Consider the following 13,683-nt stretch of genomic DNA (forward strand, 5'->3'; position numbering starts at 1 on the left):
TTTACATGTAAAGAAAGTTAAAAATTAATCCATCCTGTTTTTAATATGTTTTAACCTAACTGTGTTATACTCAGTTCACATAATACCTTTATAAGGAAGCGATATGATAGAAATCTTAAAATATGGAGAGCAAGGAATAACAAGATGGATCGACAATCTTATCAAAGAGATAACTGAAAATCCCAAAGAGTTTATTTCTATTGCGAGAGTTCATGATGGAGATAAAAATTACTCTTTTATTGCGCTATTCAAGAATAAATGCACTATTGGAAAATATACAGCATTGATACATGAGTGGGGTACTAATGATGGTATGAGTGGCGAAGGAGGGAGAGGCTTTATTCGAATGAATGACTTTTTATCAGATAATAATATCGAAGCTATTGATTTAGAACTAGATGCGAAAGATGCAAAACAGATAGGTTATATGTCAAAAGGCTCAATTCAAGACTGGGAAAAGAGAAAAGAAATTTGGAAACGATATGTTGATAAACTAAGTTACCAGTTACTCTAAAGAAGGATAAAAGAGAAGGCTACTTTTGATGCTTTGATGCAGTGCAAATATAAAAAGTAGCCTCTTATCACTCAAACCAAACCCCCGAAATCAACTCATACGATTTTATCCTATCCTCTGGGTTGTGTATCATGGAGTTTATCATCACTTCATTCGCACCCGTTCGCGATATAAGGCTTTCTAGTCTTTCTTTGACAAAGTCGGGCGTTCCCCAGATGGACTCTCTGGTTTTATGGCGTATGCTCTTTTCTTCCCACGGTTGCCATAAATGACTCATATCGTGTGTGGGTTTACTTAATGGAGCATTATCGCCACGTTGGAGATGCAAGAACTTTTGAAGTTCGCTGGTCGCTAGGTATTGGGCTTGCTCTGTTGTTTCGGCACAGATGACATTGATGCAGATGATGATATACGGCTCTTGTAACGCTGAGGAGGGCTTAAAATTGGCACGATAGAGTCTTATGGCATCTTCCATGTCATCGGGCGCAAAGTGGGAGGCAAACGCAAATGGAAGTCCTTTTTCTGCCGCTAATTGCGCGCTAAACGTACTTGAGCCAAGCAACCAGATGGGAATGTCGAGTCCATAGCCCGGAACGGCTTTGATGCCTTTAGTACCCGCACGATTGGATAAAAAGTATTGCAACTGTTCCAGCATACTAGGAAAGTCTGAGCCGTCATTAGTGGTGTCTCGTCTGAGGGCTAGCATGGTTTGCCTATCCGTTCCCGGAGCTCTTCCTAAACCCAAATCAATTCTTTTAGGATACAAAGACTCTAAGGTTCCAAATTGCTCAGCGATGACGAGTGGTGCATGGTTGGGGAGCATAATTCCCCCTGAACCTATTCTAATCGTGTGCGTTTGTGAGCCAATATAACTTAAAATAACCGATGTTGCGGCACTGGCAATTCCGCTAAAATTGTGATGTTCTGCTACCCAATAACGCGTATAACCAAACGCTTCAACCTCTTGGGCTAGTTTTGTGCTGTTTTCTATGGCTTGCGCTATGGTGAAGCCTTCGCCTACGGGAATTAAATCTAAAACCGATAGTGGTATTTTTGGACTATTCATGTTTTTCTCCATTTAAGCAGCGTGTATAAACATTTCTCTCACTATAGTCAAATAAAATTATAATAACATTACCTAAAAATCTAACGTTGAAAATTTCAGCTATTTCGATCTTAGAGGAGGGCAACTTTAGATGGCTATTTCAGGCTATTGTTTATATAATGTTTAGTTAAAAATGATCGAAAACACGAAGGAATCCTCTTCATGAATAAAACACCAAACGATTCAAAAGAACTGTTTGCCCTCAATAAACCTAAAGGGTATCTGGTTACATGCTCGGATGATCTTGGGCGCAAAACCGTTTATGATCTTTTGCCTGAGTGGGCGTTTAGCGAGGGTTGGATGCCCATCGGACGGCTTGATCTGGAATCGAAGGGGCTTTTACTCTTTACGACCAACAACAAAATCAACCATGCATTGACCACACCTCAAAACTGCATCAAGGTCTATGAGATTTGGGTCAGAGGTCATGTGAGCGACGAGCATATCGCAGAGGCGTTAAAAGGGGTACAAAGCCCACATGGACTGCTCAAAGCGCTCGAAGTCGAAAAAGTGGGCACTGGTGGCGCTAAAACAAAACTTAGGGTCAAAATTGACGAGGGGAAAAATAGGCATATCCGAAGGCTTTTTGGAGCGCTGAAAGATTCAAAATTTGGCACACCTTTAAAAGTTTTAGAGCTAAAACGTGTCAGCATTGGGAGTTTCAACCTCGACATCAAAAGCGCTGAGTGGCGTTTTCTCTCCGTTGAAGAGGAAAAAATGCTTATTACAAACCTTTACATGTAACCTTTTTTAGAATTAAAATACAATGGAAGTTTAAAATGAAAAAAATAGTATTGCTACTGCTGATAAGCCTCGAGATATTTGCTGGCTCACCCATGTGCGACTCGGGAAATGTAACGAAACTCTTAAGCGATGACATGACAGGGAATCGTCATCAACGGTTTATCGTCAAATTGTCATCAGGAAAAACGCTACTCGTTGCTCACAATATTGATATAGCGCCGAAAGTATCTTCGCTTACCGAAGGTAGTTTTATAAAATTTTGTGGCGAATATGAAAGTAATGCCAAAGGTGGCGTAGTGCATTGGACACATCACGATCCACACAATCGTCATGTGAATGGTTGGATAGAATACAACGGACACAAATATGAGTAGTCAAAACTAAACGCTTAACGTTTTACATGTAAAGATTGAACGACTCAAAAATCTTTACATGTAAAGATAAAAATAGCTTTCTCCACCCACCCTTATTTTCCAAAATCACACTCAATATTTTATTTTAATACAGCATAAAAGGATTAAAATACAGCTATGTCAAAAGATAGAAAGGATTTTTCATGAATGACAACATTGCGATGTACTTTGCGAAGCTTTTAGCCGAGGTAGGCATCAAACGCATATGGGGAATTACAGGTGATTCGCTCAATGGATTAAGTGATAGTTTGCAAAAATTAGGAAAAATTGAGTGGGTTGGAACACGCCATGAAGAAACGGCGGCGTTTGCAGCAGGGGCTGACGCAAAAATCAGTGGAAAACTTGCCGTTTGCGCAGGTTCATCGGGACCTGGAAATCTGCATCTGATTAACGGTCTGTTTGATTGCCACCGAAAAGGGGTTCCTGTTTTGGCGATTGCTTCGCACATTCCTTCGAGTGAAATTGGGAGTAATTATTTTCAAGAGACACATCCCGAAAATTTATTTAAAGAGTGCAGTGTTTATTGTGAGTTGGTCACCAATCCTGATCAGATGCCGCATATTTTAGAGACTGCCATCAGACAAGCCATCTTGAAAAAAGGGGTGAGCGTCATCGTTATACCGGGCGATCTTTTACTCAAACCGATGCCCAAAGATGCTAAGTATCTGTGGAGCGAACCGCATTTACCCAAGGTATTGCCATGCATGGATGACATTGATCTGCTTGCGAAAATTTTAAATGAAAACAAAAACATAACGTTTCTGTGTGGAGCAGGGTGCAGTAATGCGCACGATGACGTGGTTGAACTTGCAAAACTCCTTCATGCGCCCGTTGTTCATGCGCTTGGAGGCAAAGAGTCGATGGAGGGAAACAACCCAAACAGTGTTGGCATGACAGGGCTCATCGGCTATGAATCGGGTTACTACGCAATGGAAAACTCCGATGTCTTGCTCATCTTAGGCTCAGCGTTTCCGTACAAAGCGTTTTACCCTCAAAAGGCTAAAATCGTGCAAATCGACATCAAACCTGAAGCGCTCGGAAGACACACCCAAATCAGTTTAGGCATCGTGGGCGATGTCAAATCCAGTCTAGAACTCTTAACGCCTAAGATCAAACAAAAAGAGAACGATACCTTCTTAAAAAGTGCCCTCAAACACTACCAATCAACGGTCGAGACCTTTGACAAACTCGCCAGTGGCACCAGCAAAGAGGGCTTGATTCACCCACAATACTTAACCAAATTGATCGATAAATACGCCAGCGAGGACGCGATCTTTACGTGCGATGTGGGCACACCCACCGTCTGGGCGGCGCGCTATGTGAACATGAATGGAAAGCGAAAACTCATCGGCTCGTTTAATCACGGTTCGATGGCCAGTGCCCTTCCACAAGCCATCGGCGCAAAAGTAAGTGCTCCTGATAAAGAAGTCATTGCTCTATGTGGTGATGGCGGTTTTGCAATGCTCATGGGCGATCTGCTCACACTGGTTCAGCACACCATCAAAGCCAAAATCGTGATTTATAACAATAGCTCCTTAGGCTTTGTCGCCATCGAGATGAAAGCGGGCGGCTATTTGTCAGACAATACCGAATTAACCAACCCCGACTTTTCAGCCATTGCCAAAGCCGTTGGCATCAAAAGTTTCAGGGTTGAAAAACCTGAGGAGTTAGAAAAAAGTGTCATCGAGTTCCTTGCCTTTGATGGAGCGGCACTGTTAGATGTCACCACCGCCAAACAAGAGCTAACCATGCCACCCAAAATCTCTTTTGAAAATGCAAAAGGGTTCAGCATTTACATGTTAAGAGCCATCATTAACGGCAAAGGCGATGAATTGGTCGAAGTGGCAAGAGAGAATTTAATACGCTAAAAAGGGTACAAGGTGGCAGGCTCTTTTTATCCAAAGGAGCTCACCACCGTTTTTTAATTTTTGTTCAAAAGTATTGACATGTTTTTAGTGATAATGCTCATCGAACACTTTCAATTTGCATTAATCTAAGTAAAGATAAAATTTCGCTCGAAAAGTTTTTAGATAACTCATTGCTCACTCTATAACTTAACATTATCTTGGGGTGTCGCCAAGCGGTAAGGCTCTGGTTTCTGGTACCAGCATTCAGGGGTTCGAATCCCTTCACCCCATCCATCTCTTTACTCTAAAATAAAATCACTCAAAACCTTTTACATGTAAAGCCATTCTCCGCTTGCTAAAATCAAAAGTTTAGCCCTGATTCTCTTTATGCAAATTCAGACTGCGTACTATATAATAACAGACACAACTATAATCAGTGAAGGAGGGCACAATGGAACTGTTAGAAAATGTCAGTAAGGACATACGAAAACTACTTGGGGAATTAGACATTATCTTAAAAAATGTAGATATGAACAAGGTAGCAACAAAAACAAATTCGCAAAATAGAACCATCAGACAAATTGTAGGTCACCTGTGCGATTCAGCATCCAACAACACCCACAGAATCATCCATTTGCAGTATCAAAAAAGCCCCTTAATCTTCCCCGATTATGCCAATCTTGGCGTAAATGACATCTGGATAAAAATTCAAAACTACAACAACTACGAGTGGGATGATTTAATTCATTTACTCAAATACACAACCATGCATGTCGCACATGTCATCCAAAATGTTGACCGCTCAAAATTGCAACATCAATGGATAAGCGCTTTAAATGAGCACATTACATTAGAAGAGATGATTGTTGATTATCCTCGCCATTTTAAACTCCATTATGATGAGATCGTCGACCTTATTGCTCAATAGATAATAAAGCAGCTTCTTCTTATCTGATTATTTCATGAACAAAATGGTTCAGGATTTTAAATGTGGAGTCATTCTATTGAACGATTAATTTTTTGTTGCGATAATTCGTATAGAATAAGCAGAGAAAATCGTACCGTACTTTAGGAGTTTAACATGACACTCTCCAATAAAATCAGAATTGACATCATCTCTGACGTCGTTTGTCCTTGGTGTATCATCGGTTATAAACGTTTAGAGCACGCCATGAAAGAACTCGGTGTGGAAGATAAGTTTGAACTTGTGTGGAATCCCTTTGAGCTCAATCCAACGATGTCGCTTGATGGCGAAGATGCCGTTTCCTATTTGGCGCATAAATACACGATGAGCGTAGAACAAGTGAAATCTACTCAAGCAACTATCACAAAAAATGGAGCGGAACTAGGGTTTACGTTTAATTACTATGATGGAATGAAGACGGTCAATACGCGCAATGCTCACATCTTGCTCGATGTTGCAAAAGAATTTGGAAAGCAAACGGAACTTAAAATGCGACTCTTTAGCGCTCATTTTACAGAGAAAAAAGATATATCAAACCGCCATACGTTAGGAGAGCTTGTACAAAGCATTGGATTAGACAAAGATCTCTTTTTGGCAAAACTGGATGATGAAAGTGCGAGAATGAAAGTGCAAGAGGCAGAAGAGTATTGGCATAAACAAAACATATCTGCAGTTCCCACAATGATCTTCAATAACGAACTGATCATGAACGGCGCCTATCCTATTGAAACGTATCAAAAAGTTTTAACAGAATTACTGGAAAAGAGGCTTAAAAAGAGTTACATGTAAACGTTTAACTCTTTACATGTAAACCCAACCACACCTTTGGACTCACGCCATACCACTTCTTAAATGCCCGTAAAAAGGGACTTGGTTCGACGTAGCCTAGGTAGGAAGCAATCGTGGGAGTCGTCAGACCTTTTTGCAGATAATGCGTTGCTAATTTTTGGCGTACTTCACCCAAGAGTGTCACAAAACTTACCCCTTCTTCTTTGAGCTTTTTTTGAAGGGTTCGTGGGTGCATGCCCACTTTGTGAGCCACACTTTCCAAGGAAACATCTAACTCACCCGTAGCAATGAGTATACAGCCTAAAACCTGTTCTTTAAGGCTTCCATGAACACTCATGCCCAAGCTTTGTTCTGCCTCTTTTTCAAAGACACTAAGCAGATACGGATTGTCATAGCTTGTTTGCATTGCCAGTTGCGTTTTGTCGAAGAAGAGGGCGTTTTCAACCTCATCGAAGTAGATATGCTCTCCAAAAACATCTTTGTACGCGTTTACATGTAAAGGTTTGGCGTGCCTAAACGTTGTGCGTTTGGGGAAGATGGATTGGGGAATGATTTTGTTGATGAGATGCAGAAGCGCACTTAAGTGAATCTCGGCGCTGTACTTTTCAAGGTGCTCAACTTCGCCATCTTTGTGAATGAGCAGGGTGAGTTTGCACTCGGTTGCATCAAAGATGGGCTTCAGTGTCTTGCCTATTAAAAGATAATACCGACACAGCTTGATGATGGCATCTTCTACCGTGCTGGAATGCAACATCAAGTAGCCCAAAACCCCTAGATTGTTCGGTGTCACAGATGCTGCAAATTTGAATAAAAGCGCTGTATCACCCAAAAGCGCAATGGCTTCATCAATGAGCTCGCTGATATAATGCGCGGGGATTTTTGCCCCTTTTTGCAGAACCTTCTCCATGCTGATGTCCCGTTTTGCCATAAAGGGTTGGGCATCAAACCGATGGTTTTTTTCTAAATAAGAGAGAATAAATAAAAAGGCTTCGGCGGGTGCTTCTTTTGAAGGAGTAAGTCGCAAAATGTCATACCTTGAGTCGTAAAATGTCATAAAAAAATCGTGTTTGAATTATATACTAGCGCTTATTAAGACTCATTGAGGAGCCACATCATGAATACCTACAGTGTCGTACTTGCCTTTCATATTCTCTCCATTGCCACATGGATGATCATGCTCGTTTACCTGCCCAAACTCTTTGTATATCATATCGCTACACCACAGCATGCACAAGCGACTATTGCACTGCAAGAGAGCAGTCTTTATAAAGCAGGAACGGTGGCTATGCTCTTTTCGATCAAATTTGGGCTTATCTTGCTTTACCTCAATCCTTATCTGCTAAAAAGTGGAGGGTGGTTACATGTAAAGTTGTTTCTTGTCGTACTGATGGTGGTGTATCACTTTACATGTAAAAAATTTATACGCCAATTTGCGAGCGAGGGTGTTTCTCAAAACCTACGATTTTTCAGACTCTTTCGCGTGATTCCTGAGATCACGACTTCTATCATTATTCTTCTTACGATTATCAAGCCATTTTAACTTTTGGCTTGAAAGTCTATTGACAATCTGAGCCTAAAAATGTACTATTTCACAAAATGAATGACCGTCAGTCATTTAAAAAGGTGCGAAATGGCTCGAATTATCGATAAAGAAGAAAAACGGTGTGACATTGCAGGTGCATCTATCAAATTGTTTGCCAATAAAGGTATTGCGCAGACCAGCATGGATGAGATCGCTAAGAGTGCAGGGGTTGCAAAAGGGACGATCTATCTCTATTTTAAAAATAAAGAGGAGATTATTTTTGCCATTTGGGACATGTTAGCCGCGCGTCACCATGAGGCATTTCAAGCACGCATTACAGAAACGATGAGTGCCAAAGAGAAAATCTTGGAGCTTTTCAATTTTAGTGAATGCCAAGAAGATCACGATAAAGAAGAGCTTCTCACCCTTTATCAGAACTTCCTTAGCACAATGCTCATCGACAAAACAGGGCTTTATACCTCTTATTTTGCAATGATTTCCCAAAGAGATTATGACATTATCACGGCATCTATTGAACAAGGCATTGCAAAAGGTGAACTTGAAGTACACGATGTCGACAAACTCACCAACACGATTATTGTTTTTATGGAAGGTGTCATCATTCAATCCAAAATGAACAATCTCAATTTTGAACAAACCCAATCACGCCTAACCCAATACATCATCTTTTTACTGGATCAATATATGAGGAAAGCATCATGAAAAAGTTAAGCCTTTTATGCCTCTTTCCACTGTTTGCTTTCGCAGGAAACTTACCACAACTCTTAAATCTTGCCGAACAAAACAAACACGTGGAAGCGTCACGCTACAGCTTAGAGGCGGCGAAAGAACAAGAGTACGCAACCAAAAGTGGCTATATGCCAACCTTAAGTCTTTCCGGCAATCAGTCGTTCAATAAAAATGAGTCGATGTTAATGATGGCACCTGAGAAGAGCCGTACCGGTTCGGCAACGCTTTCCTTGACACTCTACGATGGTGGAAAACGAGAAGCGCTGTTTGACCAACAACAAGCCCTTGTCAAAGCGGCAACATTCTCACTTGCTTCTGTTCAAAACAATGTTTCGCTTAACGTCATCTACTACTATTACAACTACATCAGCACACTGGCCAGCAAAGAATCAACCCTGCAAAAGATGGAACAGTTAGAAGCGGAACGTTACCGACTTGAAAAGTACCTCTCCGTAGGCTCAGCAACCGCAGATGAACTCCAAAAAATCATCTCAACCATCGAGCAAACCAAGGTCGATCTTTTAACTTTAGAGAATACCCTCAACAACATCTCCAACACCCTTGAATACCTCACAGGACAAGAGGTCAGTGTCGAGTCTGGCTCTTCGGTTCTATTTCAAGAAGAAAAAGCAAATGACACAAAACGTTTTGACATCTTAGCGCTGGAAGAGAGTGTTCAAAGTGCACGTGCGGAAGCCGAAATGGCCAAAGCACCGTATCTTCCAACGATTAAGATCGAAGATAACTACTCACGTTTTAAATACGACTTTTCGAATGCCGCGCCTGAATCAACGATGAACAACCAAAACACCGTTCAACTGACGATGCAGTGGAAAATTTTTGACTTTGGTTCAACCTCAGCCAGCTACCAAGCGGCACAAAAAATGTATCTTGCTAAAAACAGCGAACTGACGTACGAAAAAGACAAAGCCAAAGCAAGTTTTAAAAGCGCTCAAAACAGTTATAAAACAGCACTCGCAAAGATAGAAGCCGCCAAAGCAAGGCTTAGCGCGTCTGAGACAACGTATGAATACGTCAAAAAGAAATTTCAACAAGGCATCGTCAACAATGTCACCTATCTTGACGCCCTTAGCGATAAATTTAATGCCCGCTCACAGCTTCAAACAGCCTTGAATGAAGTGGAATACCAAAAAGCCGTCCTACTCTACGAAATGGGTAAAGAGATAAAAGGAGCCATCCAATGAAAAAATTTTTAATCACGACCTTATTGATGTTTCAAGCCCTCATCGCAGGGGAAGTTTACGCCACGTTTGACGTTGTCAGCGAAAAAAGCTCCGAACTGGGACTTTCCATTTCAGGCGTTGTTGGATCTTTACATGTAAACGTTGGCGACCGTGTCAAAAAAGGCGATTTACTCCTTGCACTCAGCAATGCGCAAGAAAAAAATGAGTACGAAATTGCGCGTAAAAATGCTGAACATTCGGTAAAAACCTATGAGCGTTACGCCAAAATATCCGATGTCATCGACAAAGAGAAGATGGAAAACTACCTCTACGATAGAGACATTCAACTCTTAAACGCTCAAAACAGAGAGATTATCTTTAAAAAAACAGAACTTCGCGCACCCTATGATTTGGTTGTGAGCAAGAAAAGTACGGAACTTGGCAACATTGTTCTAGGTTCACAAACCAAACTCCTAACGGTTGAAAGTACCCATGATGTCAAACTGGTGCTCAAAATGGATGAAAAATACTGGAGCAAAGTGAAAGTAGGGCAAAAATTTACCTATAAAGTCGATGGTAGCGATAAAAAGTACGAAGGGGTGATCAGTAAAATCTATCCGACCATTCTTTCCAGTACCCGTGAAATGCAAGCCGAAGTCAAAGCCGTCGATCTCATGCCGGGCCTTTTTGGCAATGGCACGATCAGTGTGGAATAAACCATGTATAAATTAGCCATTAACCGTCCCATCACCACCCTTATGGGCGTTTTAACGTTTATCGTCTTTGGTTTGATGTCCTATAACACCATGCCGATCAACCTCTACCCAAACATTGACTTTCCCGTCGTGACGATTCAAACAAACTACAATGGCGCTGATCCTTCCACCGTCGAGACCAAAGTCACCGATAAGATTGAAGAAGCTGTTTCGGGGGTTGATGGCATCGACAAACTGATGTCAACCAGTTATGAGGGCATGAGTTCTGTGGTGATTCAGTTCAAACTGACGAAAAATATCGATGTCGCGACCAATGACGTCCGCGATAAAATCGGCGCCCTAAACCTACCAACCGAAGTCGATAAACCCGTGGTGAAAAAGCTTGGAGCTTCAGGTGGTGTCATCAAGCTGTTTGTCGCCAGTGACGGTCAAAACGACATTGCGTTGATGCGCCTTGCCGATGAAAAGCTCAAACCAAAACTCCAAAGGGTAAAAGGAGTGGGCGAAGTTAACATCATCGGGTACCAAGACCGTGAAATTCGCATCTTTCTTGATCCCTTTTTGCTCAATAAGTACAACCTAAGCGCTTCTGATCTCAGTGGTATCATCTCCAAGCAAAACATCAAACAGGGTGCGGGAAAGATGATCAATCAAAACCAAGAGATCATCATCAAAGCCGAAGGAGATGCGGCGAACATTCAAGAGGTTGAAGATCTTTTAATCAAACCGGGTGTGCGCCTTAAAGATGTGGCAACGGTGGTTGATGGGCTGAGTGATCCTAAAAGCTTTTCATCCTACAACGGACAAAGAGGCGTCACGCTTGAAGTGAAAAAAATTGCGGGTGAGAATGTTTTGAACATCATTCAAGGGGTTAAAAAAGTCATGCCAGACATGCAACTCCTTGCCGGTAAAAACAACGAAATCAAAATCTTGCAAGACCAGTCTGAAAAAATCATGGTCAACATCGACAATGTCCGCTTTGACCTGATTTTTGGTGCGTTTTTATCCATCATCATCGTGTTTGCCTTTTTACGCAATGTCACCGCGACGATTGTCTCAGCGCTAGCTATTCCAACGTCGGTTATTGGTACGTTTGCGATAATGAATGCGCTTGGGTACGACCTTAACCGCCTCACACTCATTGGTCTGACCCTTGCTATTGGTATTTTCATCGATGACGCGATTGTGGTTATCGAAAATATTATGAAAAAGATGGAAGAGGGCATGAGACCCTTTAAAGCCTCATTTGAAGGAATTAAAGAAGTGGCATTCTCCATTTTGGCGATCTCTTCGGTTCTCTTAGCCGTCTTTGTTCCCGTTGCCTTCATGGACGGTATCGTAGGTATGTTCTTTAACTCCTTTGCGATGACAGTAGCTTCAGGTATTGTCATTTCGTACCTTGTGGCGGTTATGTTTGTTCCATCCATTGGAGCGCGTCTTCTCAGTGCCAAAGAGAGTAAGTTCTACTACGCAACCGAGCCCATTTTAAAAGCGGTTGATAGAGCGTATGTGAGCATTTTAAAGCCGCTGATTCGCTTTAAAACCATCACGGTCTTGGTGACTTTTGCCCTTTTGTTTGCCTCGTTGACCCTTAAAGTTGGTATGGATTTCCTTCCGATGCAAGACAACAGTGAATTTCAAGTCACCATCAAAGGACCTGTGGGCATCAATCTTGAAACCATGAAACAAAAGGTCATCCCCGTGGATGAGATGCTTAAGGGTGATCCATCGATTACTTATTCCATCATTTCAATCGGCTATGATTCTGCCAAAAGTCTTCATAAAGCACGTATTTACGTTAAGTTAAAACCCGTCAAAGAGCGAACGGTTTCCCAACTTACCTTGATTCAACAGTACCGTGAAAAGATAAAAGGGATGGAAGGGTTGACTGTTTCTGTTGAAAAAGTGGATGATTTTGACACGGGTGATACAACAGCACCTTTGCAAGTGGTTATCACGGGGGATCAATTTGATACTTTAGATCAAACGTCTATGAAACTCATGGAGTTCTTAAAAGCAACGCCTGGTCTTGTGGATGTGGATAGAGACTATGAGAGTGGTAAACCTGAGATGAAAATCACCATTCTTCGTGAAAATGCGCAAAGAGTAGGGGTGAGTGTTAAAGAGATCGCCGCCGTTTTAGGCTCTGCGTACTCCAGTGATAGTGCTATCTCCTACTACGAAGACAATGGTAAGCAATTTGACATTACGATTCGTTATAGAGATGATTTTAGAGCCTCTTTGGAAGATATGAAAAAACTGCAAGTCCGAAATGCCAATGGCGATTTTGTCGCACTGGAAGGTTTGATTGCTTTTGAAAACAATTTAGGAACAGCGTCCATCAACCGTTTTGATCGTGAGCGAAAAATCTTAGTGACGGCTAACATCGTTGGCACATCCCTTGATAAAGTGGTCGTCCAAGTCAATGACAAAATGAAAGAAATTTTACCAGAAGGGTATCATTACCGTTTTACAGGTGACGTTGAAAATATGAACGACACCGCCAAAGCCTTTGGTGCAGCGGTTCTTTTGGCGGTTATTTTGATCTACTTGATTTTGGCCGCGCTTTATGAGTCACTGATTCAGCCTTTTATCATCATGATTTCGATGCCGCTTTCGCTAACGGGTATCATGGTGGCGCTTTATTTAAGCGGGTATACGTTCAGTCTGTTTGTTATGATCGGTATTATCTTGCTCTTAGGAATGGTTGGAAAGAACGCCATTTTGGTCGTTGACTTTGCCAACCGTGCAGTCAAAGAGGGCAAAGAAATTGATGCTGCACTCCTTGAAGCAGGTGAGAAGCGTTTAAGACCTATCTTAATGACCACCTTTGCGATGATAGGCGCAATGATGCCTCTTGCCTTTGGCAGTGGAGCAGGGCACGAAGCGAATGCTCCAATGGCACTTGCGATCATTGGCGGACTTTTAAGCTCGACTGTTTTAACGTTGCTGGTTGTTCCTGCCATTTATAAATTTATGTACCCCATGGATCGATGGCTCCGTAAATGGTATGAAAAAGGTACAATTTAATCTTTACATGTAAAAAGGCTGTAATACCCATACAGCCTTTTTATTTCCTTCAACGCTCCACACATTTCTCAAAATCGGCACACTATTTGCTTTTTAGTTACTCGG

13 protein-coding genes and 1 tRNA gene are annotated in these 13,683 nt (G+C 41.7%); 12 read left to right on the forward strand and 2 right to left on the reverse strand.

Going from position 1 to position 13,683, the window contains the following annotated elements; all coding sequences use genetic code 11:
* The first annotated feature begins 103 nt into the window (after positions 1-103).
* The gene (locus FA584_RS07535; RefSeq protein ID WP_167749040.1) at positions 104-514 is read left to right on the forward strand and encodes a hypothetical protein; all 411 of its coding nucleotides are present in this window, start codon (positions 104-106) and stop codon (positions 512-514) included.
* 67 nt (positions 515-581) lie between these two features.
* Here FA584_RS07535 and FA584_RS07540 read toward each other — a convergent pair whose 3' ends face one another.
* Positions 582-1,580, reverse strand: a complete 999-nt coding sequence (locus FA584_RS07540; RefSeq protein WP_167749041.1) for an LLM class flavin-dependent oxidoreductase — start codon at positions 1,578-1,580, stop codon at positions 582-584.
* A 201-nt stretch (positions 1,581-1,781) separates the two neighbouring features.
* Here FA584_RS07540 and FA584_RS07545 point away from each other — a divergent pair, with 201 nt between their 5' ends.
* The 6 genes from FA584_RS07545 (at position 1,782) to FA584_RS07570 (ending at position 6,376) form a co-directional block, all read left to right on the forward strand.
* A complete protein-coding gene (locus FA584_RS07545) occupies positions 1,782-2,363 on the forward strand; it encodes a pseudouridine synthase (protein WP_167749042.1) in 582 nt (193 codons plus the stop codon).
* Between the two features lie 92 nt (positions 2,364-2,455).
* Positions 2,456-2,737 (forward strand): DUF3465 domain-containing protein, encoded by a 282-nt coding sequence (locus tag FA584_RS07550; protein ID WP_228447948.1) that lies wholly within the window; start codon positions 2,456-2,458, stop codon positions 2,735-2,737.
* A 182-nt stretch (positions 2,738-2,919) separates the two neighbouring features.
* Positions 2,920-4,644, forward strand: a complete 1,725-nt coding sequence (poxB, locus tag FA584_RS07555; protein WP_167749044.1) for a ubiquinone-dependent pyruvate dehydrogenase — start codon at positions 2,920-2,922, stop codon at positions 4,642-4,644.
* Between the two features lie 198 nt (positions 4,645-4,842).
* Positions 4,843-4,917: transfer RNA gene (locus FA584_RS07560), tRNA-Gln, on the forward strand.
* Between the two features lie 157 nt (positions 4,918-5,074).
* The gene (locus FA584_RS07565; RefSeq protein WP_167749045.1) at positions 5,075-5,551 is read left to right on the forward strand and encodes a DinB family protein; all 477 of its coding nucleotides are present in this window, start codon (positions 5,075-5,077) and stop codon (positions 5,549-5,551) included.
* A gap of 153 nt (positions 5,552-5,704) precedes the next feature.
* Positions 5,705-6,376, forward strand: coding sequence for a DsbA family oxidoreductase (locus FA584_RS07570; RefSeq protein WP_167749046.1), 672 nt, complete (start codon positions 5,705-5,707; stop codon positions 6,374-6,376).
* Positions 6,377-6,380: 4 nt separating this feature from the next.
* Here the strand turns inward: FA584_RS07570 and FA584_RS07575 are convergent, their stop codons facing one another.
* The gene (locus FA584_RS07575; RefSeq protein ID WP_167749047.1) at positions 6,381-7,400 is read right to left on the reverse strand and encodes an AraC family transcriptional regulator; all 1,020 of its coding nucleotides are present in this window, start codon (positions 7,398-7,400) and stop codon (positions 6,381-6,383) included.
* Between the two features lie 90 nt (positions 7,401-7,490).
* On the opposite strand from FA584_RS07575, the gene FA584_RS07580 reads away from it, so the two are divergent.
* The 5 genes from FA584_RS07580 to FA584_RS07600 all read left to right on the forward strand — a co-directional run bounded on the left by FA584_RS07580 (position 7,491) and on the right by FA584_RS07600 (position 13,578).
* On the forward strand, positions 7,491-7,916 hold the full coding sequence (locus FA584_RS07580) for a CopD family protein (protein ID WP_167749048.1): 426 nt from the start codon (positions 7,491-7,493) through the stop codon (positions 7,914-7,916).
* A gap of 90 nt (positions 7,917-8,006) precedes the next feature.
* Positions 8,007-8,621, forward strand: a complete 615-nt coding sequence (locus FA584_RS07585) for a TetR/AcrR family transcriptional regulator (protein WP_167749049.1) — start codon at positions 8,007-8,009, stop codon at positions 8,619-8,621.
* On the forward strand, positions 8,618-9,853 hold the full coding sequence (locus tag FA584_RS07590; protein ID WP_167749050.1) for a TolC family protein: 1,236 nt from the start codon (positions 8,618-8,620) through the stop codon (positions 9,851-9,853). The genes FA584_RS07585 and FA584_RS07590 overlap by 4 nt, the downstream gene beginning before the upstream one ends.
* Positions 9,850-10,548 carry an efflux RND transporter periplasmic adaptor subunit gene (locus FA584_RS07595; RefSeq protein WP_167749051.1) on the forward strand — a complete coding sequence of 233 codons (699 nt, stop codon included), beginning with the start codon at positions 9,850-9,852 and terminating at the stop codon, positions 10,546-10,548. Before FA584_RS07590 ends, FA584_RS07595 begins: the two co-directional genes overlap by 4 nt.
* A 3-nt stretch (positions 10,549-10,551) precedes the next feature.
* On the forward strand, positions 10,552-13,578 hold the full coding sequence (locus FA584_RS07600) for an efflux RND transporter permease subunit (protein WP_167749052.1): 3,027 nt from the start codon (positions 10,552-10,554) through the stop codon (positions 13,576-13,578).
* Positions 13,579-13,683: the final 105 nt, after the last annotated feature.

The organism is Sulfurospirillum diekertiae (assembly GCF_011769985.2).
GTDB lineage: Bacteria > Campylobacterota > Campylobacteria > Campylobacterales > Sulfurospirillaceae > Sulfurospirillum > Sulfurospirillum diekertiae.

What these genes read in the sequence shown, in the direction of transcription:
- FA584_RS07535 (WP_167749040.1), top strand. Translation starts at nt 104, where the DNA reads ATGATAGAAATCTTAAAATATGGAGAGCAAGGAATAACAAGATGGATC.
- FA584_RS07540 (WP_167749041.1), bottom strand. Translation starts at nt 1,580, where the DNA reads ATGAATAGTCCAAAAATACCACTATCGGTTTTAGATTTAATTCCCGTA.
- FA584_RS07545 (WP_167749042.1), top strand. Translation starts at nt 1,782, where the DNA reads ATGAATAAAACACCAAACGATTCAAAAGAACTGTTTGCCCTCAATAAA.
- FA584_RS07550 (WP_228447948.1), top strand. Translation starts at nt 2,456, where the DNA reads ATGTGCGACTCGGGAAATGTAACGAAACTCTTAAGCGATGACATGACA.
- poxB (WP_167749044.1), top strand. Translation starts at nt 2,920, where the DNA reads ATGAATGACAACATTGCGATGTACTTTGCGAAGCTTTTAGCCGAGGTA.
- FA584_RS07565 (WP_167749045.1), top strand. Translation starts at nt 5,075, where the DNA reads ATGGAACTGTTAGAAAATGTCAGTAAGGACATACGAAAACTACTTGGG.
- FA584_RS07570 (WP_167749046.1), top strand. Translation starts at nt 5,705, where the DNA reads ATGACACTCTCCAATAAAATCAGAATTGACATCATCTCTGACGTCGTT.
- FA584_RS07580 (WP_167749048.1), top strand. Translation starts at nt 7,491, where the DNA reads ATGAATACCTACAGTGTCGTACTTGCCTTTCATATTCTCTCCATTGCC.
- FA584_RS07585 (WP_167749049.1), top strand. Translation starts at nt 8,007, where the DNA reads ATGGCTCGAATTATCGATAAAGAAGAAAAACGGTGTGACATTGCAGGT.
- FA584_RS07590 (WP_167749050.1), top strand. Translation starts at nt 8,618, where the DNA reads ATGAAAAAGTTAAGCCTTTTATGCCTCTTTCCACTGTTTGCTTTCGCA.
- FA584_RS07595 (WP_167749051.1), top strand. Translation starts at nt 9,850, where the DNA reads ATGAAAAAATTTTTAATCACGACCTTATTGATGTTTCAAGCCCTCATC.
- FA584_RS07600 (WP_167749052.1), top strand. Translation starts at nt 10,552, where the DNA reads ATGTATAAATTAGCCATTAACCGTCCCATCACCACCCTTATGGGCGTT.